Source organism: Actinoplanes sp. NPDC049118 (genome assembly GCF_040648555.1).
Classification (GTDB): Bacteria; Actinomycetota; Actinomycetes; order Mycobacteriales; family Micromonosporaceae; genus Actinoplanes.
In genome coordinates, this window is the sequence record NZ_JBEZDY010000054.1 from 1 (window position 1) to 20,253 (window position 20,253).

Here is a 20,253-nt window from a genome sequence, read left to right on the forward strand (position 1 = left end):
CCGCCGTCGCCACCGAAGCCGCCGCGGCCGCCCCGTTCAAGGTCCTGGCGTTCTACAACGGGACCTGGGACGCCGCACACATCGACTTCGACTCCGAGGCCCGCGACTGGTTCCCCCGTGCCGGCGCGCAGTCCGGCTTCACCTGGGAGGCGACCACCGGCTGGAGCCGCCTCAACGCCGGCGAGCTGGCCCGGTACAAGGTCGTCATGTTCCTGGACGACGCGCCGCCGCCGGATCGGCGGGCCGCGTTCCAGCAGTACATGCAGAACGGCGGGGCCTGGATGGGCTTCCACGTCAGCGCGTTCACCACCGACGCGAACTCGTGGAGCTGGTACCACAACACGTTCCTGGGCTCGGGGAACTTCGCCACCAACACCTGGGGCCCGACCGCCGAGACGCTGCGGATCGAGGACCGCGGGCACCCGTCCACCGCGGGCCTGCCCGCGACGATCCCCTCCGCGGTCAGCGAGTGGTACTCGTGGAGCCGCGACCTGCGGCAGAACCCGGACATCGACATCCTGGCCTCGGTCGACGCGTCCAGCTTCCCGGTCGGCACCGACCCGAACCAGCAGTGGCGCAGCGGCTACTACCCGCTGATCTGGACGAACAAGAACTACAAGATGCTGTACGCGAACTTCGGCCACAACGGCATGAACTACGAGACCAACACCCGGACGTCGTCGACCTTCGCGAGCGCCCAGCAGAACCAGTGGCTGATCAACGGCCTGCTCTGGCTCGGCGGCGCGACCGGCACCCCGCCGACCACGCCCCCGACGACCGGGCCGATCAATCCGTCCGCCTGGTATTCGGTCGTCAGCGGCAGCAGCGGCAAGTGCGTCGACGCCCGCGCCGCCGGCACGACCAACGGCACGCCGATCCAGCAGTACACCTGCAACGCCGGCAACGCGCAGCAGTACCAGTTCGTCGCGACGAGCGGGACCTACGTGCGGATCAACAACCGGGGCAACAGCGCGCAGGCGCTGGACGTGACAAACGTGTCGGCCGCCGACAACGCGCCGATACAGACCTGGTCGTACTCGGGCGGCGCCAACCAGCAGTGGCAGCCCGTCGCGAGGCCGGCGGCACCTATCACTTCGTGAACCGCAACAGCGGCAGGTGCCTGGACGTGCCCGCGGCCTCGACCGCCGACAGCGTGCAACTCGTGCAGTACGCCTGCAACGGCACCGCGGCGCAGAGCTTCCGGCTCACCGCACGATAGATCCGGATCTCGCCGGTGTGGCCGGCCAGCGGCCGGCCACACCAGCGTCGCTTACTGGGCCGCCGGGCGTCGGGCCGCCGGAGGCCGGACTTGACGGGGACAGAGTCACACTGAAAAGTTCTCGCGTGTGACCCTGGTGCAGCCGAAGGAGACTTGGTGCGGAGAGCTCTGACGTATGCGGCTGCGATGATCACCGTCGCCACGCTCGCGACCGGCTGTGACGGCGGCGGCTCCGATCAGGCTGCGGCGCCACCCCCCGCACCCTCGACGGCACCCGCCTCGACCCCCGCGACGGCGCCGCCATCCGCCGAGCCGCCATCCGCCGAGCCGACACCGACGGCCTCGCCGACGCCGTCGGCACCGGCGAAGCCACAGCGGCTCAAGAGCGGCGCGAAGGGCACCGAGGTTGTGGCGCTGCAGAAGCGGCTGAACGAGCTCGGCTACTGGAACGGCGAGGCCGACGGCAAGTTCGGCGGCCAGACCCAGCAGGCGGTCTTCGCGCTGCAGAAGGCCGCTGGCCTGGGCCGCGACGGCGTGGTCGGCCCCAAGACCCAGAAGGCCCTGGACAAGGGCGTACGCCCCGAGGCGAAGAGCACCAGCGGCCGCGTCATCGAGATCAGCCTCAAGCGCCAGCTGCTGATGCTGGTCGACGACGGCAAGGTCAGCCAGGTCTTCAACACCTCGACGGGCTCGATGGAACGCTACGAGCACGACGGCAACACCTACCTGGCCGACACCCCGAGCGGCAAGTTCCGGGTGTCACGGCAGATCGACGGCTGGCGGCACGCTCCGCTCGGCCTGCTCTGGCGGCCGAAGTACTTCAACGGCGGCATCGCCGTGCACGGCGCGAACAGCGTGCCGCCGTACCCCGCGTCGCACGGCTGCGCGCGGTTGTCGATCTCGGCGATGAACTGGCTCTGGAAGAACGACGAGATCCCGCTCAAGACCCGCGTCTGGGTGTACTGATCACCCGTCGATCCGGGTGATGTTGCGGATCTTGTTGCTCGCGTCCAGCGCCGCGACCTTGTAGGCCTCGGACAGGGTCGGGTAGTTGAACACCGCGTCGACCAGGTAGTCGACCGTGCCGCCGCAGCCCATCACCGCCTGCCCGATGTGCACGATGTCGGTGGCGGCGGTGCCGAAGACGTGCACGCCGAGCAGCCGGCCGTCCTCCGGCGAGACGAGCAGCTTGAGCATCCCGTACGAGTCGCCGACGATCTGGCCGCGCGCCAGCTCGCGATAGCGGGCGATGCCGACCTCGAACGGGGTCGCGCTGTCGGTGAGCTCGTCCTCGGTCTTCCCGACGAAGCTGATCTCCGGAATCGTGTAGATGCCGATCGGCTGCAGCTCGTGCATCTCGCGGATCGGCTCGCCGCACGCGTGCTGGGCCGCGAGGCGACCCTGCTCCATCGAGGTCGAGGCGAGCGCCGGGAAGCCGATCACGTCGCCGACGGCGTAGATGTTGTCGACCGCGGTGCGGTAGTTGGTGTCGACCTCGATCCGGCCACGCCGGTCCGCGCTCAGCCCGGCGGCCTCGAGGGCCAGGTCGTCGGTCTGCCCCTGCCGGCCGGCCGAGTACATGACGGTGTCGGCGACGATCTTCTTGCCGCTCTTGAGGATGCAGAGCGCGGCGGTCTGGTGCCGCTCGACGGCCGCGACCTCCTCGCCGAAGCGGAACGTCACCGACAGGTCCCGCAGGTGGTACTTCAGCGACTCGACGATCTCGTCGTCGCAGAACTCGAGCATCTTGTCGCGCCGCTCGACGACGGTGACCTTGGTGCCGAGCGCGGCGAACAGGGAGGCGTACTCCATGCCGATCACCCCGGCGCCGACCACGACCATGCTGCGCGGAACGGCCTGCAGGTTGATGACGCCGTCGGAGTCGACGATGGTCCGGTCGTCGAAGTCGACGCTGTCCGGCCGGGCCGGCCGGGTGCCCGCGGCAATGATGATCTTGTCGGCCGTGACCTTGGTGTCGCGGCCGGCGCCACCGTCGATCCAGATCGAGTGCGCGTCGGCGAAGCGGCCGGTGCCGGTCAGCATCGCGATGTGGTTGCGGGCGAGCTGGTTGCGGATGACATCGGTCTGGCGGCTGATCACGTGCTGGGTCCGCGCGGCCAGGTCGCTGACCGTGATCTCCTCCTTGACCCGGTAGCTGCTGCCGTACAGGTCGCGCTGGCTCAGGCCGGTCAGGTAGAGCACGGCCTCACGCAGGGTCTTTGACGGGACGGTGCCGGTGTTGATGCACACCCCGCCGATCATGTCGCGGCGGTCGATGATGCCCACCCGCTTGCCGAGCTTGGCGGCGGCGATCGCGGCCTTCTGTCCACTGGGCCCGGAGCCGAGCACTAACAGGTCATAGTCGTACACGATGCTCAGCCTCGCAGGATCTCACTGCCAGCGCTATTGCGCGTTTTCGCACATCACCTTGATCGGAACGTCGACGTCCGGGATGTGCCCGGGCGGCCAGGGCGAGCCGTAGAGCTCGGCACACATCACCACGGTCATCCACGGCACCCACGGACCGCGAAGCATGATCGGCTGGGCCCCCTGGAAGTAGAGGTTCACGGACCAGTCGAGCGGGTTCGGCTGCAGGAGGATGAGCGAGCGGAAGTCGTACGCCGTATCGCCGAGCAGCAGCCGCTGACTGGTGATGACCGCCGCCTGCCGCCGGTCGCCGCGCCAGCCGTCCTGCTTCTCGGTGCTGTGCCCGGTGAAGAAGAGGCCGCCGCTGGCGAAGATGCTGCTGGAGTAGTCCACCTCGGTGGAAAAGTAGGCCGACGCGTCGACGAGGAAGGAGCCGTACTGCTTCTCTCCGGCGCCCAACTCGGTCGTCGGCGCCACGGCGGCCGGGTGACCGCCTCGCTGCACGAGCCGAACCAACATGGACATAGAACGCCAGCCCGCATCGGTTTGCTCGGCGTTGTACACCCGGGTGGACACCTTGGATTTCACAAGGAACACCCTGGCATGTCGAAATAGGCGATGACCAGTCACTTCGCCCGGCCGTGAGTTGAAATGTCCGTAGCGTGGAGGTTAGTTGGCCGAAAGTCCGGTGTGTGCCCCCGATGGACGGAAACGCCGACGGGGGACATCCGGCGTGTCATGGTTGATCATCCGGCCGGCGGGTGGATCCGCCCTATGCGCGGGCGGCCCGGCGCAGGAACTCGGCGTTGGAGCCGGTCGTCCGCAGGTGGTCGAGGAGCTGCTGCAGGCTCTGCTTGCGGTCCTGACCGCTCAGCGCCCTGCGGAGCTGGTGCATCAGGGCCAGCTCGGTGGGCGCGACGAGCGTCTCGTCGTGCCGGGTGCCGGAACTGGTGACGTCGATCGCCGGGAACAGCCGGGCCTCGGCCAGTGTCCGGTCGAGCTTGAGCTCGGCGTTGCCGGTGCTCTTGAACTCCTCGAAGATGACCGTGTCCATCGCGGATCCGGTGTCGACAAGCGCGGTAGCGAGGATGGTCAGCGAGCCGCCGTTCTCGATGTTGCGCGCCGCGCCGAGGAAGCGCTTCGGCGGGTAGAGCGCGGTGGAGTCGATGCCGCCGGACATGGTCCGCCCGCGGGCCGGCGCCGCCAGGTTGTACGACCGGCCGAGCCGGGTGATCGAGTCCAGCAGCACGACCACGTCCCGGCCGGCCTCCACCAGGCGCTTGGCGCGCTCGATCGCGAGCTCGGCCAGCGCGGTGTGGTCGGTCGGCGGCCGGTCGAAGGTGGCCGCGATGACCTCGCCCTTGACCGAGCGCTGCATGTCGGTGACCTCTTCGGGCCGCTCGTCCACGAGCACGACCATCAGGTGCGCCTCGGGATTGTTCCGCGTGATCGCGTTGGCCATCGCCTGCAGCACCATCGTCTTGCCGGCCTTCGGCTGCGAGACGATGAGCGCGCGCTGGCCCTTGCCGATCGGCATGACCAGGTCGATGACGCGGGTCGTGAGGATGTGCGGCTCGGTCTCGAGCCGCAGCCGCTCCTGCGGGTACAGCGCGGTCAGCTTGTAGAAGTCGGGCCGGCGGACGGCCTGCTTCGGGTCCTCGCCGTTGATGGTCGCCACGTCGAGCGTGGCGGGCCGGCGGCCGCTCGGGATGTGGGCGATGCCGGTGATGTGATCGCCGCGGCGAAGGCCGTGCGCCCGGAGCTGTGCCGACGCCACCGGGATGTCGTCGGGGCCGGGCAGGTAGCCGTCGGCGCGCAGCCAGGCCTTGTCGTCGACGACGTCGAGCAGGGCGTCGACCGCGACCTCGGCACCCGGCGCACCGGGACCGGAATCCGTCGGCCGGTTGCGAGGCCCGGTGCCGGTGGGCCGGCGGCGGGCCTGGGTGGTGCGGCGTCCGCCGGAGCGAACGTCGGTGTCAGTCATGGGGGTACTCCTCATTTCGGGGTGCGCAGGTACGCGCGAGCGAGGCTGCGAAAGATCGACTGCAGCCGTACGCCTCAAGAAGAAAGGAAAAACGTGGGGCCGGTCTCTGATACTCGGCCGTTGGGGCTCCCAGGGGCGGCTGTGCCGCCTACGTCCAGGTCCCGACTGCGTTAAAGGTAGCGCGCCTGGGCGAACGCCACAAGCCACCGGGCGACCCGCGGTGCCGCTGAACCGGCCATCACCTTCGTCCCCGAATGCGGCCCGCGTCCCGGAAGCGCCGTCGTGTCGGTCCGGCGGCCGGAAATCGCGTTGAACGGTTCGGCGGCGCGAGGACATACTCGCGCCCATGCTGGACGAGCCGGACGGGCTGGAGACCGCCGAACTGCTGGCCGGGCTGGCGGACGGCTGGGGCATCCAGGCCCGTTCCGTGCGGTACCGGCCCGTCGGTTTCGGCAGCTACCACTGGACGACGGACGAACACTTCCTGACCGTCGACCGCCTCGACGACGACCGGGCCTTCGCGTCGCTCGGGCGGGCGCTCGACACCGCGCTGGCCCTGCACCGGGCCGGGCTGGAGTTCGTGGTCGCGCCGTTGCCGACCCGGACCGGGTCGGCGGTGCTGCGGCTCGGCCCGCGTTACGCCCTATCGGTGTATCCGCTGGTCGACGGCGACGCGGGCCACTTCGGAGCGCATCGGCCCGAGGACGTCCCCGAGGTGCTCCGGATCCTGGCGGAACTGCACCGGGCCGAGCGCCCGGTCACCGCCGAGCGGGCCGGCCTGGCGCTGCCGGGCCGGGCCGGGCTCATCGGTCTCGGCCGGCCGTGGACCGGCGGCCCGTACGCCGGGCAGGCGTGGCAACTGCTGAGCGACCACGCCGCGCGCCTCGGCGAGATGCTCGCCGAGTACGACGGGCTCGTCGCTCAGGTCGAGGCCACGGCGGAGAGATGGGTGGTGACCCACGGCGAACCCCATCCGGGCAACCTGATGCGGACCGGGGCCGGCCTCGTCCTCATCGACTGGGAGACCGTGCGGATCGCCCCGCCGGAACGGGACCTGTGGATGGTGACCGGCGACTCCGGCGACCCTGCCGCCGCTGCGCTGTACCGGCTGCGGTGGAAGCTCGCCGACATCGCCGCGTACGCCGGCGAGCTCCGGCGGCCGCACCAGGCGACCGAGGACATCACCGCGTCCTGGACGTACCTGAAGGGCTACTTCGCCTGAGACCTGGAATCCGTACCAGGCCAGGCTCGTTTCATGATGGTCTTCCTGCCCGTTGGCCGGCCGAGCCTCCCGCTCGCCACGACAACCGCCTTTCGGACGTTCATGGCATGTACGCCGTCGGCGCCGGGCGCTACCCTCGCCGCAATGATTGACACCGATGCGGCTGCGGTCCGCTGCACCCAGCGCGCGTACCTGTATCTGGAGCGCGACGTCGTCACCGGCGAGCCGCCGTACACCGCGGACGAGCTGGAGCTGATGGCCTTCGAACCGGACGAGGTCACCCGGCTGGTCGGCCTCGAGCCGACCGCCACGTGGCGGCGCGGCGACCCGCATCCCCGCTTCCGGACGCCCCGCCGGTTCAGCGGCTGGCACTACGAGATGCCGGCCCGCGAAACCTACGTCACCGAGAACGTCGTGGCGGAACTGCTCGACGCCGTCGAGCCGTACGCCGAAGGCATCACCGCGGCCCGCGACGGCCTGGGCCTGCGCGCGGGGATCATGATCGTCATCGAGATGCAGGGCGAACGCTACGAGGACGGCGACGTCTCGGTCTCCACCGCGGCGATCACATACCGCGCCGCCACGCTGCGCCGGGTCGCCGCCCTCGACCTGAGCCTGAACCACGACCAGTACGTCCTGGTCGACTGACGGTCTGATCATCACGATCAATGGGCCGTTCAGCCCATGGTTACACATCGCTACCTCCCTGTTACGTTTTTCCCTCGGTCGATGGCCCGGCCGAGGGTGACAACACAATGGAGGTGTGCGTGCGGTGGCGCGGGCCGCAGAGGCGATCTGAACAGTGTCCGGACGTTCTTCCACGAACACACCAGCGGGCGTCTGGTGATCCTGGGTGAGCCCGGCTCCGGCAAGACCGTCCTGGTCCTGGAACTGCTCGTCCAGATGCTCGAGGAGCGCCGCGACCGCGACGCCGAGCGCACCCCCGACGTCGTCCCGGTCCGGTTCAGCCTGTCGGCATGGAACACCGACCAGCCCTTCTCCGACTGGCTGAGCGCCCAACTCGTCGCACACTTCGGCCTGCTCGCCGCCACGGCCCGCGCCCTGGTCAGGAACGAGCGGGTCCTGCCCGTCCTGGACGGGCTCGACGAGATGGATCCCGAGCATCAGCAGCCGCTCCGCGCGGAGGCGGCGGTCCGTCAACTCAACGAGTACGTCGCCGGCCGCGAGGGCCTGCCCCTGGTGCTGACCTGCCGCACCAACGACTACGCCCGCGTCGGCGACGCGGTCCGGCCCGCGGTGCATGTGCGCATCCAGCCGCTGACCGGTGAACAGATCACCGCTACCTGCACCGCGTGGTGCACGCCCGCCATCAGGACGGCGCCGGCTGGGCGCAGTGGCAGAGCGTGCTGGGCACGCTGGACGACCCCTGCGACCGCCGCCTCCTGAGCCAGCTGCACTCGCCCTGGCGGCTGACCCTGGCGGCCACCTTCCATCACGACGGCGGCGACGTCGCCACCCTGCTGCCCACCGCGCACGAACGGCCGGCCGCCCACCCCCGAACAGGTGCGGGAGTACGCCGGGCGGATCACCGACATCCTGCTGGGCGCGTTCATCCCGGCCCGCACCCGCCTGTACGCCGCGGACCGCTACACCCCCGCGCAGACCGCCCGCTGGCTCGCCGCGACCGCCGACCACCTGCGCTGGCAGTCCGAACACCGCCAGTCGAACTCCGACATCGTGCTGCAGCACTGGTGGCGTGTCGCCGGCGAGGAGCGGGTCAAGCGCGCCCATGCCTGGGTCACCGCGACGCTGGTCGTGACCGCGGCCGCGGTGACGGGCATCTCGATCAATGGCGGGGTGGGTGCCGCGCTCGACAACGTGCGGTACTACCTGGCCAACGTCCGTGTCGAGGAACGCGGCTACGTCCTCGCCGGCCTGGTCTTCGTCATGCTGTTCACCTACGCGCCCTATCGCGCGGCACGGGTCGCCCGGCGGAATCACATCGAGCCGGCCCAGATCAACCCTCGGCAGATCTTCACCAGCCGGGGCCGGCGACAACTCGCGGCCCGGCTGCCGACGACGGCGATCGGCACCCTGCTGGCCCTTCCCGCGTTCGAGCTCGCGTTCCAGAACACCCAGTCCTACGGGATCTGGCTGGCGCTCGGCCTGATAGTCGGGATGGTGGTCGGGCTCGAACCGATCGGCGCCGTCGCGATCAACCCACGGGACCCCCTGCGAAACGACCTGATCGTATGGCTCGGATACGGGCTCACGGGTGGAGTCCTGGTCGCGCTCACGAACGGCCGGACATACTACGCATCGCTCACCTACGGCCTCGGCCCCTGGTTCGTGGCGGGGATCGCGATCGCGCTGGCGACGATCCTGTTGATTCCGGCGGCCGGCTCAGCCTCGCTGCGCTACTTCGTGGCGGTCGGCCTCGCCGCGTACGACGGAAAGATGCCGCTGCGGTTCGGCGCATTCCTTGAATGGGCCAACAGATCCGGAATCCTCCGGATCACCGGAAACGCATATCAGTTCCGGCACAGCGAACTCCGCGACTGGCTGCAACGCGACTCGCCGCGGCAGGCGGCACCCTCCACCGCGGCCCACCCGCCCGGCCGGCACTGACCGCCGCCGGCTGTCGATGATCCGACTTCGCCACGGGGCGTGATTGTGCGTCCGCCCCCGTCGGCGCGGTGGTCTGTTGTGTGCCGACAGGACCGCGACGAATCGGGACGGGTGCGAGAGCGTGACCGAGGTGATCGGCCTGGCGGCCGGAGAGACGCACGACGGCGACGAGGCCGAAGAGCGGATTCGGCGGGTGCTGGCCCGGCGGGCCAGGCCGTGGCAGGACGGGGACGGCATGTGTCCGCCGGTCCTGGTCCCCGCCGGCCTCGACCCGGAGCGGGTGCGGTCGCTGGCACCGGCGTACGCACCCACGGCCGTGGCCGACCCGGCGGCGCCGACCGTGGCCGAGCTGCTGGAGCAGGCTCGTCACCTCAGCACCTGGATCCGCTTCCCCAGGTACGACTGCCTGTGCCGCCTCCGTGCCGACGCGCTCGGCGGCGAGCCGCCCCGGGCGCTGTACCTGTGGCTCACCCGTTACTGGGAGAAGGACAAGCTGCCCACGCGGGTGTCGGTGGTCGGGCTCCTGGTGGCGGTCGCCGGTTCGCTGATGCAGGGCAGCGAGGGAAACAGCTCGGTGTGGGTCGCCGGGATCGTCCTCATCGTGGCGGCCTGCGTGCCGTTCGTCGCCCAGCCCGCCGTGGCGGCCCTGTACCGGTACCTGCGGATCCGGCGCCTGTGGCGAACAGTGGCACGCGACGACCTCGGGCCGGCCGCGCGATTGTGGTACGACCAGGGGCGGCGCGAGAACGAGATCGCAGACCCGCGCTTCGACCGCCTGCTCGCGGCGGCGTTCTTCACCGATCTCGCCGACGCCTGGGATCGCCGTCTGTGGCGGCCGGTGAACTGGTTCCGGACCTGGCGCGCCGAGTACCCGATCCTCGTCTTCGGTCCCGGCCCGGTCGCCCCCGGCGGCCCGCTCGACCTGCTGCTCGACGCCGGCCGGCAGGTGGCACGCCGGTCCGCCGTCCTGGTGCTCCCAGAGGGCACGCGGCTCCCCGCCGCGATGCCGGCAGCCACGCCCCCCGTCGGCGACGCGGCGCCGCCGTTCTGGTCCGGCCGGCCCCGGCGGGCGAGCACGGCCGTTGCGCTGCTGACGACGGCGGCGCTCCTCGCCGGGCTGGTCGCCGCGGTCACGCACCGGTGGATGACGGACCCGTGCGCTGGCCATGAGGCGGACGTCGACGTCATCGACGGCGAGCGGATCGGCTACCAGCTCTGCGGCGCGCCGTTCTGGCGGGCCGAAGGGTGGGGCGACCGGCCGAGCAGCGCGGCGGAGGACGGTACCTGGGAGGACCAGATCTACGAGGAGAACCGCCGGGTCTCCAGGCAGGCCGCCGACGGCGAGCGGGACATGCTCACCGTCCTGCTGGTCACGTCGCTGACCCGGCGCGCCCGGACCGCGTCGGTGGTCCCGGAGACCGAGGGGCTGGCGGGCGCGTACGCGGCCCAGCAGGAGATCAACAAGGACCTCCACGTCCCGCTGGTACGGCTCGCCGTGCTCAACGCCGGTGACCGGGGCCTGCGGATCGGCGAGGCGCTGGACCGGGCGCAGGGATTCGTGGCCGACCCGGAGAACCGGGTGGTCGGCGCCGTCGTGACGGTGAACAGCACGTCCGTCTCGCAGGTGCAGCTGCAACGTCTCGACAGGGCCGGCGTGGTGCAGGTGAGCCCCACCATGACCGCCGACCGGCTCGGCGCCGCGATGCCGCGCTTCTTCCAGATGATCTCCCCGAACTCGGTGCAGGCAGCGGCCGTCACCGACTACGCCGTCGGCCTGGCCCGCAAGGCCGACCGGCGCACGGCCGCTTTCTTCCACGTCGCCCCGGACGACCGGGTACCGGCCGACGAGCAGGAGGCGGACGCCGAGCCGGTAAAGGACCTGTACATCGCGACCCTGCGGCAGGCCGTGCGGGACCGCACGAAGAACCTCGCCGCGGGCGGCATGCGTTTCACGGACACGCTGTGGCGCAACCCGGCCGACGACCTCTCCGGCACCTGCCCGTCGCCCGACCGGTACAGCGTCGTGTACTTCGGCGGCCGGTACACCGAGTTCCCCGACTTCGTCGAGGACCTGCGCGGACACTGCGGTCAGGCCGGCATGCCACAGGTGATCGCGAACGACTCGGTCTCGCGGTTCCTCATGGACCCGGCGCTGGCCGAGGACGTCAAGTACGGCATCTCGGTGACCATCGCTACCCGGGGACCCCTGCTGTCCTGCGCGCACTACAACGGGCGGCCGGCGCAGCGGGTGCCCTGGCGCCGCAACTTCAGCGACGCCATCCGTACCTCGCTGGGCCGCTGCGGAGGCCCGGCCGGGAGCCGGACGGACGCACCCGCGGCACCGGACGCGGAATCGGAGGCACTTGCCGGCGGATGGACCGCCGGCTCGTACGACGCGCTCTCGCTGCTGCACGCCGCCGCCCGCCGCAACAACGCCGCGGACCACCGGTCCCGCAACGCGGCCGCGCTCGCCAGGCTGCGCGGCCGCATCGCGGACGTGGTGAAACGCAACGAGATCAGCGACATCGGCGTCGTCAGCCCGATCCGGTTCCGCGAGCGGGTGGCGTCCCGCGCGGTCTGGCTGTACCGGGTGCAGGAACTGCGCACCGCCTTCGCGAACGGCAGATCCCCGGCGGACGACTCCGCGGTGCCGGTCGAGTGCTTCGGCGACAGCTACGAACGGAAGCTGGACGACGTCCGGATCAGCCCGGCACCCCGGAACACGCCGCGCACCGCATGCCGCCACGCTCCGCCGAACGACCGTCCATAGCCTCGGCGTCCTCAGAAGTTGACGTTGACTCCGACGGCCTTGCAGGCGGCGGTCAGGTCCGCGCCGGCCTTCTCGAAGGCCGCGCTGTCGGCGGTCTCCGGGTCCGCGGCCCCGGCCACGACGGTGGCCTCCGCACTGACCTGCTTCATGACGGCGGTGACCTTGCCGTCACCCCCGGAGGCGGCCGACTCGGTCAACGTCCCGGCCAGATCGGTCAGGATCTTGCTGTACGCCTCGGCAGTCGGTTCGCCGGCCTTGAGCGCGGCGAGAAGCGCCGTCTTCATGTCGTTACCGGCCTTCTTGGCCGAGTTGCAGAGCTCCTTGTCGCTCGCACCGGCGGCGCCGGCCGCGGCCGGCGAGGACGGCGCCGAGGACGCCGGCGCGGTGACGGCCGGCGCGGGCTTGGCCGTGTTCGCGGCGTCCTCGCCACCACAGGCGGCGACGGTCAGCAGGGAGGCACCGATCAACACGGAGGAGGTGACACGAAAAAGATTCACGGGCGCGCACGCTAACCGACACCCGCTCTTTGATCAACTTCAGGCGTGCGGTCTGACCGCCGAGCGACGCGGACGTAGACTCCCGGCCCTGTGAGATCCGGAACGAACGACGGCCGACCGCGGCGCCGCACCATGACCGCCGTCCTGGCCGCGGCAGTACTCGCCCTGACGGCCTGCGACCGCGGGAACGCGGAAACCCCGCAGACCGCGCCGAGCAAGGCGGAGCAGCGGCCGGCGGCGCCCGAGGCGGCCCGCATCGGCGCAGCGGGCAGCGCCTGCGAAATGCCCGTCGCCTTCGGGCTCGCGGAGTCATGGAAGCCCAAGCCGGTCACCGTCGCCGCGGGCGATCCCCTGTCGGAGCTCGCCCGCCGGGGACCCCTGACGATGGTGTGCGAGATCGACGCCAAGCCCGCCGGCAACATCGGCTACCTCCGGGTGTGGACCGGGGACAAGGGCGAGCTGCGGCCGACCCTGGAGGCCTTCATCGGTACGAACGCACGCGAGCCGGTCTTCACCGAGCTTCGGATCGGCGGCAGCCCCGCCCTCGAGGTCGTGTATCAGGAGAAGAGCCAGCTGGACGACACCATGGAGCAGGAACGGGCGTTCGCCGTGGAGACCGCACAAGGCGTCGCCGCGGTGTCCCTCGACAGCTTCGACAGTTCCGAGCACGATGCCATGCTGCCCGCGTACGAACTCGCCAAGAACAGCCTGACTCGCAGTTGACGAGGTCGCGACCACCCCGCCCGACCCGGAACATGAATATTGTTTGCACGCTCTCATAGGATCGCAGCGCGCCGAATCGGTTGACGCTGTTGTCCACGGAGGAACCTGTGAATGCCATTACCCAACGCACTTTCGCGGTCGCCACGGCGGCCGCTTTACTCGTCCTGCCCGCTTCCGCCGGTTGGGCGGCGAAGGCCAATCATTCACCGGCCACACCGGCGTCGCTGACCGTCGGCGGTCTCGCCTGCGCACCCGGCGGCATCCTGGTCGGCACCAGCACCCCACAGGTCACCGCCTACTTCACCGACGCCGACCTGGGCGTGGTCCAGAGCGAGACGGTGACACCGGAGTTCGCGGTGTGGCCGGAGGGCAAGCCGGCGCAACATGCCGGCTGGACCGCAACCGCGCTGACCCACGCCGGCACGGTGTTCACGACAATTCCGTCTACCTTGGTCGACGGTGGCCGATACCACCTGAAGGCCCGGGCCACCGATGCCGCAGGCGCCAAGTCGGCTTGGTCGCCCGTCTGCACGTTTGTTGTCGACACCACCCGGCCGCACGCACCGGTGGTCACCTCCGCCGACTATCCGGAGGGGACCCCCGGCGGCGGCGTCGGCATTCCGGGAAAGTTCACGTTCGCCGCTGCGGGTGGCGACAAGGACGTGGCGAAGTTCCGCTACTCGTCGGCCTCCGCGGGACTGCACGAGGTACCGGCGGGCCGCAAGGGTCGGGCCGTCGTCGAAATCACGCCGAACACCTACGGCACGAACGTCGTCACCGTGCAGGCGATCGACCACACGGGCAACCGCTCGGGCGAGACCACGTACTCCTTCTCGGTGATCGACCACACTCCCAAGGTCCTCGACCAGAATCCGGACGCCGGAGCCGGTGAGCCGCGGACGATCCGATTCTGGAGCGCCGTGCCCGGCACGGCGTCATTCACTTACCGGTTGAACGACGCCCCAGCGGTGACAGTCGACGCCGACGCCGACGGCTACCGCTCCGTCACCGTCACGCCGGACCGACGCGGCGACAACTTCCTCACGGTCACCAGCCGAACGGCGAGCGGCATCGTCTCCCCTGAGTTCAAAGCCAACCTGTACGTGTGGGTACGAGTTCCGCAACCGGAAATCAGCTCCCCCGACTTCCCCAATGACGGCACCCCGCCGCCGGCGGTGGGGCAGGAAGTCACGATCGTCCTGCGCACGGGCTCGCCAGAGGTCGCCGAGTTCGTCTATTCCGTCGACTTCGGGGAGACCGAGCACGTCGTGACCGCCGACCAGGACGGCAACGCCACCATCCGATACACCCCCGAATGGCCGTATCTGGAGGTCCAGGCCCGTGCCCGCACCGCGGACGGCTTCGAGTCGGACAAGGTCGTCACCGGATGGGAACTGACTCCGGCACCGTGACGGTGATCGGCTAGCTGAATTCAGCGGGCGGTCGGCCGATGTTCGCGCCGGCCGCCCGCGGCCTCCCTCAGCTCCGTGGCCGTCCTTGAAGGAGAGTCCGGGTAACCGATCACCTTCATCGCGGATACCGGGGCGTGGGCGGCGGCTGGGAGTGTCACCACCAATGGCAGCTTCCTGAACCCGTACACCGAGGTGAGCCTCTGGGCGAGCGTCGACAACGCGCCGCCGGTGCCCAAGGACCAGCCGACATCGGTCGCCTGCGACGATGGGACCGGCGCGCGGCGCCGGTCCCATCGCTGCTGGAGTGACACTTCAGCTGGCGGGCGTGACCTTCAGGTCGGCTTTGCCCGTGCCGTCCTTGTCGAAGACGAACTCGAGCCGGAAGTCGCCGGACTCCTTCAGCGGATCGGTGACGACCTTCCCATCCGGGCGGCAGTACATGAGGTTGAGGTACTTGCCGCTCGGGCTTGTCACCTCGACTCTCCCCGTCCGGCTGCTACCGGTGACATCGCACGAGAGGGTGTACCTGCTCCCCGAGACTCCGGGGAAGCGCACGTGCGCCTGCTGGCCCGGGACGGTGGTCTCCACGGTGACCGGGGTACCGTCCGCCGCCGCGGTGGCCTCGACGTTGGCCGGGACCTTGTAGGCCCAGAGCGTCATCGTGTTGGTCTCCGCCGAGTTCATGCTGACGGTCAGCGTGTGCGTGCCCGCCTTCGTCATCGGGGCGGTGTACCGCTTGTAGGAGTTGAACACCGATGGGTGGTCGCTGTATGGCGAGTCCTCCGGAGCGTTGCAGGCGCCCTGGTCGGGGAACTGCCCACCGGGGTGGGTGAAGCCGACATGCGCCCGGTCGGAGTTGGTCCACGGCTTCGGCGCGCGGCGGGGGCCGAGGCGGCAGCCGATCCAGACCCGCTCGCCGCCCTCGGCCTTGACGGTGAGCTGCGCTAGCTGGCCCGGCGTCGTGGTCTCCAGCGTCACCGGCGTGCCATCGAGCGGCAGCTCGGCGGCTACCGGCGCGGGGACGGTGTGGACCCGCAGGGTGAACTCATCGGTGCCCTCGTCGGTAGGGTCGATGAGAATGGTCGAGGTGCCGGCCTCCAGCGTGCCGTTGATGAAGGTCGGCTCGCCGCCGGGGCCGCCGTCCTGGCAGCTACGGAGTGTGTAACCGTGGTAGCGCGGCCGGTACAGCCAGGCGAGCGTGTGCTCGTCGCCCTTCTTCTCACAGGTGATGTACACCCGGGTGTCGGCCTTCAGCGTGACGGTGGCCTTGACCCGCTGGTACGGGGCGGTGGTCGCGAGGGTCACCGGGGTGCCATCAGTGGCGAGCTCAGCCGTCGCGTCAGGCAGCGTCGAGACTGCGCTCACGGTGGCGTTGTAGGTCCTTCTCCGGGTGCCCGGGTACAACACGTACCGGTACGTGCCCGCCTCGGTGGCGGTGTAAATCCCGGCCTCGTCCGGGTAGCTGCTCCCGCAGTTGGTGAAGGATTCGAAGTCCTCCTCGACGATCTTTCCGCGCGGGTCGATCATCATGACCCACGCCAGGGAGGCGTTCGATTGGCACATCATCTGCACCCGCTGCCCCGCCCTCAGCGGGAGGGCGAACGAGAGGTTCTGCTCGGGCTTCGCCGCCGCCAGGGAGAGCGGTGCGCCGCCCGGCGTGATGGTGCCCGTGACGTCCTCGACCATCAGGACCTTGACAGTCGCGCTGAACGGCTGGCCGTTCTCGCCCGTGAACAGCATCCGGAGGCGGCCGCTCTCCCGGAGCGGGTCGAAGTCCAGCGGTTTGCCGGCGTCGCATTTGCTGTTGGTGAATTCGCTGCCATCGGCCCGCTGGATCACATAGGACGACGCACCGGTGCCCGGTTCGCAGGAGATGGTCAGGTGCCGGCCCGCAGAACCGGTGAAGAAGACATGCGCCCTCTGGCCGGCGGAGGTGGTGGTGATCTTCACGGGCTCGCCGTCAGTGGTCGCCCACTCGACGACGTCGTCGGCGGCCGACGCGGCGGAGGCCGGCACCATGGGGGCTACCGAAAGACCCAGGGCCGCGGCGGCGGTGATGGCTCGGATGCGAGTGAGTCGCAATGGTGCTCCTTGTATGGGTGCAACGCCGACGCGGAGCGGCCAAGGGGACTTCCGCTGGAGAAGGCCGCCTGCCGGCCCTCGCATCGGCCTCAGTCGTTCAGGCACAAACTCGCCGCAACGCTAGAGATTCAGATGCGGTGTACGACAGACGCGCCAATCGCCGTCTTGACAGGCAGTTGATCTCGTGCCTACCGTCACCCGTCGTGATCACCGTCTCCGTGGTGGACGACGACCGCATGCTGCTCGACGGCATGACCGCCTGGCTCTCCGATGCCCCCGACCTGCGGGTCGTCGCCTCCGCCACCACCGTCGCCGAGCTCCTGGACCGCGAGCCCGAGCCGGCCGACGTCGTCGTGCTCGACCTGCTGCTCGCCGACGGCTCCGATCCCGTCGCGAACGTCCGGCGGCTCTGCGACGACGGCCGCCGGGTGCTCGTCGTCAGCGTCATCCCGCAGGCACGGCACGGCATCGACGTCGCCCGGGCCGGTGCGCTGGGCTACCTCACCAAGGATCACCGGCTGCCGGTTCTGGCCGACGCGATCCGCGAGGTTGCCGCCGGGCGTCACGCCCACTCGCCGGAGCTCGCGTTCGCCTGGTCCACCGACGACGGGCCCGGCAGCCCGCGGCTGTCCGGCCAGGAACGCGCCGTCCTCGTGACCTACGCCTCCGGACTGACCCTGACGGCGACCGCCCGCAAGGTCGGCGTGAGCCCCGCCACCGCACGGCAGTACCTCGACCGGGTCAAGGCCAAGTACGGCGACGCCGGGCGGCCGACCTACACCAAACTCGACCTCGCCGACCGGGTACGCGAGGACGGGCTCGCCCGCTACCCGGCCTGAGCAAGCGCCAGCTCGACGCTTGTCCCCTCGCCGGGCATCGAGAACAGGCGCAGCTCGCCGCCCACCTCACGCATCCGCTCACCGATCGAGTGCCGCAACCCGAAGCCGTACCCGGTGGCGTCCGGATCGAAGCCCGAACCCCGGTCAACCACCCGGACCGTCAACAGCCGGCCGGTCCACTCCGTCGTCAGCCACGCCTCACGGACGCCGGCGTGCTTCGCCACATTGTTCAGGGCCTCGCGGCACGCGTCCGATATCGCCTCGGCGGCCCGCTGCGGCAACTGCGCCGGCAGCTCACCGACGTACAGATTGACCCGCAGGCCGAGCGCACCAGCGTCCGCGGCGACCCGCGCAAGGCGGCAGCTCAACGTCGTCGGCGATGTCTCCTCCTCGGCGGCGGCGAGCCGCCGGATGTAGTCCGCGTCGGCCGCGCAGCGCTGCCGGACCGCCTCCGACTGGTGGTCCAGGCCGCCGCGGGCGATCGCCGTGAGCGTCGCCAGCACCGTGTCGTGCAGCGCCCGATGATGCTGCAGCCGCTCGGCGAACCGGGCCCGATCCGCGGCGCGCTCGGCCTCCGCCTCGATGCGTCGCTGCGTCGCCTCGTCCACCGCCCGCGCCAGCCGGGCGATGAAGTGAAGCACCAGGGCGAACCACACGCTCCAGTTGACGAGGTCGAGGAAGCCGGACGCCGGTGGTGGCAGCGCTCCCGTGTGGACCACGACCGCCGCCAGAGCCGCCAGCAAAACCACCACGACCAGCGCCAGCGCCCGCCGGAGCACGAGTACGGCCCCGGCCGTGGCCGCCGTCGCCATCACGAACTTCCTCGCCCAGTTCTCGGTCGAGGTCGCGAACGCCGCCTGCAGACTGTGACTCTGCGCGAACAGCAGCACCACGGTGACCAGAACATCCACCCCGAGCAGGCGTTCGGTGATCCAGCCTCGCCGCCACACCGCAACGGTCAGCCACCCGCTCCACGCCACGGCCACGCCGATCGCCGCCGCGTTGACCGTTGGGCTCACCACATGCGTCGCCCCGGGCGACCACGAGTTCGTCACGGCACCCGCGATGTAGCTCGACCGCTGCACCAGCAGCACCACCGCGACCAGCCTCAGCGCGTGCGCCCCGCTCCCCGGCACCCATCTGCGCCGCACGTCAACCCAGCCGGACCGCACCCGGTGGAGGAACTCGCGCCGCACCCCGCCACCACGCCTTCGCCACAGATTCGTCCTGGTCAGCGGCACTGTAGTCCACAGTCCCACCCCCTGGATTTTGTCGATGACAGAGATCACTGCCTGCTCACGGTGGCCTGTCTTCCGGGCGCTCGGCCGGTCTGATCCGATCAGAGTTGTGAACGCGTCTCAGCCGGGCATGCGGTGAAATACGGGGTCGTGAGGCTCTGCTCCATGGTGCCGCTGAGGATCAGAGAGGCACGCTCGATCTGAGCCATGGCAGGATGCCGAGGTGTCTCAGGACGTACCACAAACCGTCAAGACCGTCGATGCAGTGACCCTGGTCGCGCTGGATGACGAAGCGCGTTGCCGTGGCTTCAACCGCCAGCACGGACCCGATTGGCTGACCGCCAACGTCGACATGTCTGCGCAGCACTATCTGTATCCGTTCATGGTTCACCGTGCGAGTCATCGGCCTGAGTTCTCGCCGCACTGGCGGTGCATGCTGCTGCTGCGCATGCGGGATGGACAGGACGCGTTCTCCCTGCTGGACATCTGGCCGGCGACATTCACGCAGATTCCGGAGTCCTTGACCGTCCAGGAGAAGACGGAGATTGCGGGCCGCCTTGAGGCCGGTGGGCTTCCCACCGCGACAGAACGGGACGTCCACAAGACGTGAAGGCTCGCCGGACACGGGTGCGGCGGTCAGCGAGCCACGACGCCACCCCGAAGGGGTTTGAACCCGGTCGTTCGGTGCTTCGATGTCAACGTGAGCCGGGTGATGGCGGACACCACCCGGCTCACGTCTGGCTCGCCTGATTTCTGCCGGCCGCGTCGTCAGATCATCGGGTCAGCTTCTGCTTCTTGACTTTCGCCTCCGACTGATTGCCGTTCCTGTCGACGGCGGCATAGAAGACGTACAGCGTGCCCTTCTTGAGTCCCTTGATCTTGATCTTCCAGGTATTCTTCGCGGTCGGTCGCACCGCAATCGTCTTCGACTTCTTCAAGGCCTGGTCGAGCGACTTGGCCTTGATCCATTTCTTGCCGGTGTAGTAGTGCCAGCGGCTGCCCCGCTGCTCGATGAAGGCAGCACCCACCGCGCTCGTCCCCCGGCCCCGGTCGCGGACCGTGCCGTTGACGGTGCGCCAGGACGACACGTACGTCGGCTTCTTGGGCTTGGTCAGCCAGACCTGAGGGGCGGATTCGTCGAACGGGGTGGTGATGTCGCCGATCTGCCGCCCGTAGGCCTCGCCCGCCGCATTGGTCAGCAAGACGGTCACCGACCAGCTCGTCTGACTGGTGTAGTAGTGCGTCACCTGCTTGGTCGTCCGGCTGACCGTGGAGTCCTTGCCGTCTCCCCACCACACCCGCACCTTGCTG

17 protein-coding genes and 2 pseudogenes are annotated in these 20,253 nt (G+C 69.9%); 12 read left to right on the top strand and 7 right to left on the bottom strand.

The window, feature by feature from the left end; translation table 11 throughout:
* The 3 genes from AB0B58_RS41640 to AB0B58_RS41650 all read left to right on the top strand — a co-directional run.
* On the top strand, positions 1 to 1,100 hold a 1,100-nt coding region (locus AB0B58_RS41640), incomplete at its 5' end, for a ThuA domain-containing protein (RefSeq protein ID WP_360236725.1).
* A complete protein-coding gene (locus AB0B58_RS41645) occupies positions 1,097 to 1,219 on the top strand; it encodes an RICIN domain-containing protein (RefSeq protein WP_360236728.1) in 123 nt (40 codons plus the stop codon). The genes AB0B58_RS41640 and AB0B58_RS41645, both read left to right, overlap by 4 nt.
* Positions 1,220 to 1,375: 156 nt before the next feature.
* Positions 1,376 to 2,185: a L,D-transpeptidase family protein gene (locus AB0B58_RS41650; protein WP_360236731.1), complete on the top strand. Its 810-nt coding sequence runs from the start codon at positions 1,376 to 1,378 to the stop codon at positions 2,183 to 2,185.
* On the opposite strand, the gene sthA is transcribed toward AB0B58_RS41650, so the two are convergent.
* The 3 genes and pseudogenes from sthA to rho form a co-directional block, all read right to left on the bottom strand.
* Positions 2,186 to 3,589, bottom strand: coding sequence for a Si-specific NAD(P)(+) transhydrogenase (gene sthA / locus AB0B58_RS41655; RefSeq protein WP_360236734.1), 1,404 nt, complete (start codon positions 3,587 to 3,589; stop codon positions 2,186 to 2,188).
* A gap of 33 nt (positions 3,590 to 3,622) precedes the next feature.
* Positions 3,623 to 4,150 carry a hypothetical protein gene (locus AB0B58_RS41660; RefSeq protein WP_360236737.1) on the bottom strand — a complete coding sequence of 176 codons (528 nt, stop codon included), beginning with the start codon at positions 4,148 to 4,150 and terminating at the stop codon, positions 3,623 to 3,625.
* A gap of 208 nt (positions 4,151 to 4,358) precedes the next feature.
* A pseudogene (gene rho, locus AB0B58_RS41665) lies at positions 4,359 to 5,567 on the bottom strand (transcription termination factor Rho); the annotation flags it as partial.
* Between the two features lie 349 nt (positions 5,568 to 5,916).
* On the opposite strand from rho, the gene AB0B58_RS41670 reads away from it, so the two are divergent.
* From AB0B58_RS41670 to AB0B58_RS41690, 5 genes are all read left to right on the top strand, one after another.
* Positions 5,917 to 6,792 (top strand): phosphotransferase, encoded by an 876-nt coding sequence (locus AB0B58_RS41670; RefSeq protein WP_360236740.1) that lies wholly within the window; start codon positions 5,917 to 5,919, stop codon positions 6,790 to 6,792.
* Positions 6,793 to 6,936: 144 nt separating this feature from the next.
* Positions 6,937 to 7,440 carry a DUF4279 domain-containing protein gene (locus AB0B58_RS41675; RefSeq protein WP_360236743.1) on the top strand — a complete coding sequence of 168 codons (504 nt, stop codon included), beginning with the start codon at positions 6,937 to 6,939 and terminating at the stop codon, positions 7,438 to 7,440.
* Positions 7,441 to 7,635: 195 nt separating this feature from the next.
* Positions 7,636 to 8,199, top strand: coding sequence for an NACHT domain-containing protein (locus tag AB0B58_RS41680; RefSeq protein ID WP_360236746.1), 564 nt, complete (start codon positions 7,636 to 7,638; stop codon positions 8,197 to 8,199).
* 117 nt (positions 8,200 to 8,316) lie between these two features.
* On the top strand, positions 8,317 to 9,381 hold the full coding sequence (locus AB0B58_RS41685) for a hypothetical protein (RefSeq protein ID WP_360236749.1): 1,065 nt from the start codon (positions 8,317 to 8,319) through the stop codon (positions 9,379 to 9,381).
* Between the two features lie 121 nt (positions 9,382 to 9,502).
* Complete coding sequence (locus tag AB0B58_RS41690; RefSeq protein WP_360236752.1) at positions 9,503 to 12,151, top strand: hypothetical protein; 2,649 nt, start codon at positions 9,503 to 9,505, stop codon at positions 12,149 to 12,151.
* Between the two features lie 11 nt (positions 12,152 to 12,162).
* Here AB0B58_RS41690 and AB0B58_RS41695 read toward each other — a convergent pair whose 3' ends face one another.
* Positions 12,163 to 12,648, bottom strand: coding sequence for a hypothetical protein (locus tag AB0B58_RS41695; protein WP_360236754.1), 486 nt, complete (start codon positions 12,646 to 12,648; stop codon positions 12,163 to 12,165).
* Positions 12,649 to 12,780: 132 nt separating this feature from the next.
* Here AB0B58_RS41695 and AB0B58_RS41700 point away from each other — a divergent pair, with 132 nt between their 5' ends.
* Together AB0B58_RS41700 and AB0B58_RS41705 are read left to right on the top strand one after the other, a co-directional pair.
* Positions 12,781 to 13,371 carry a lipoprotein gene (locus AB0B58_RS41700; protein WP_360236757.1) on the top strand — a complete coding sequence of 197 codons (591 nt, stop codon included), beginning with the start codon at positions 12,781 to 12,783 and terminating at the stop codon, positions 13,369 to 13,371.
* A 107-nt stretch (positions 13,372 to 13,478) separates the two neighbouring features.
* The gene (locus AB0B58_RS41705; protein WP_360236760.1) at positions 13,479 to 14,783 is read left to right on the top strand and encodes a hypothetical protein; all 1,305 of its coding nucleotides are present in this window, start codon (positions 13,479 to 13,481) and stop codon (positions 14,781 to 14,783) included.
* A gap of 312 nt (positions 14,784 to 15,095) precedes the next feature.
* Here the strand turns inward: AB0B58_RS41705 and AB0B58_RS41710 are convergent, their stop codons facing one another.
* Positions 15,096 to 16,865, bottom strand: coding sequence for a hypothetical protein (locus AB0B58_RS41710; protein ID WP_360236763.1), 1,770 nt, complete (start codon positions 16,863 to 16,865; stop codon positions 15,096 to 15,098).
* 203 nt (positions 16,866 to 17,068) lie between these two features.
* On the opposite strand from AB0B58_RS41710, the gene AB0B58_RS41715 reads away from it, so the two are divergent.
* On the top strand, positions 17,069 to 17,704 hold the full coding sequence (locus tag AB0B58_RS41715; RefSeq protein WP_360236766.1) for a response regulator transcription factor: 636 nt from the start codon (positions 17,069 to 17,071) through the stop codon (positions 17,702 to 17,704).
* On the opposite strand, the gene AB0B58_RS41720 is transcribed toward AB0B58_RS41715, so the two are convergent.
* Positions 17,692 to 18,963, bottom strand: a complete 1,272-nt coding sequence (locus tag AB0B58_RS41720) for an ATP-binding protein (protein ID WP_360236769.1) — start codon at positions 18,961 to 18,963, stop codon at positions 17,692 to 17,694. The two genes, AB0B58_RS41715 and AB0B58_RS41720, sit on opposite strands and share 13 nt — an antisense overlap.
* Before the next feature lie 202 nt (positions 18,964 to 19,165).
* Between AB0B58_RS41720 and AB0B58_RS41725 the strand changes: the two genes are divergently transcribed.
* Positions 19,166 to 19,552, top strand: coding sequence for a hypothetical protein (locus AB0B58_RS41725; RefSeq protein ID WP_360236773.1), 387 nt, complete (start codon positions 19,166 to 19,168; stop codon positions 19,550 to 19,552).
* Between the two features lie 163 nt (positions 19,553 to 19,715).
* Here AB0B58_RS41725 and AB0B58_RS41730 read toward each other — a convergent pair.
* A pseudogene (locus tag AB0B58_RS41730) lies at positions 19,716 to 20,253 on the bottom strand (multifunctional 2',3'-cyclic-nucleotide 2'-phosphodiesterase/5'-nucleotidase/3'-nucleotidase); the annotation flags it as partial.

What these genes read in the sequence shown, in the direction of transcription:
- AB0B58_RS41675 (WP_360236743.1), top strand. Translation starts at nt 6,937, where the DNA reads ATGATTGACACCGATGCGGCTGCGGTCCGCTGCACCCAGCGCGCGTAC.
- AB0B58_RS41700 (WP_360236757.1), top strand. Translation starts at nt 12,781, where the DNA reads ATGACCGCCGTCCTGGCCGCGGCAGTACTCGCCCTGACGGCCTGCGAC.
- AB0B58_RS41670 (WP_360236740.1), top strand. Translation starts at nt 5,917, where the DNA reads ATGCTGGACGAGCCGGACGGGCTGGAGACCGCCGAACTGCTGGCCGGG.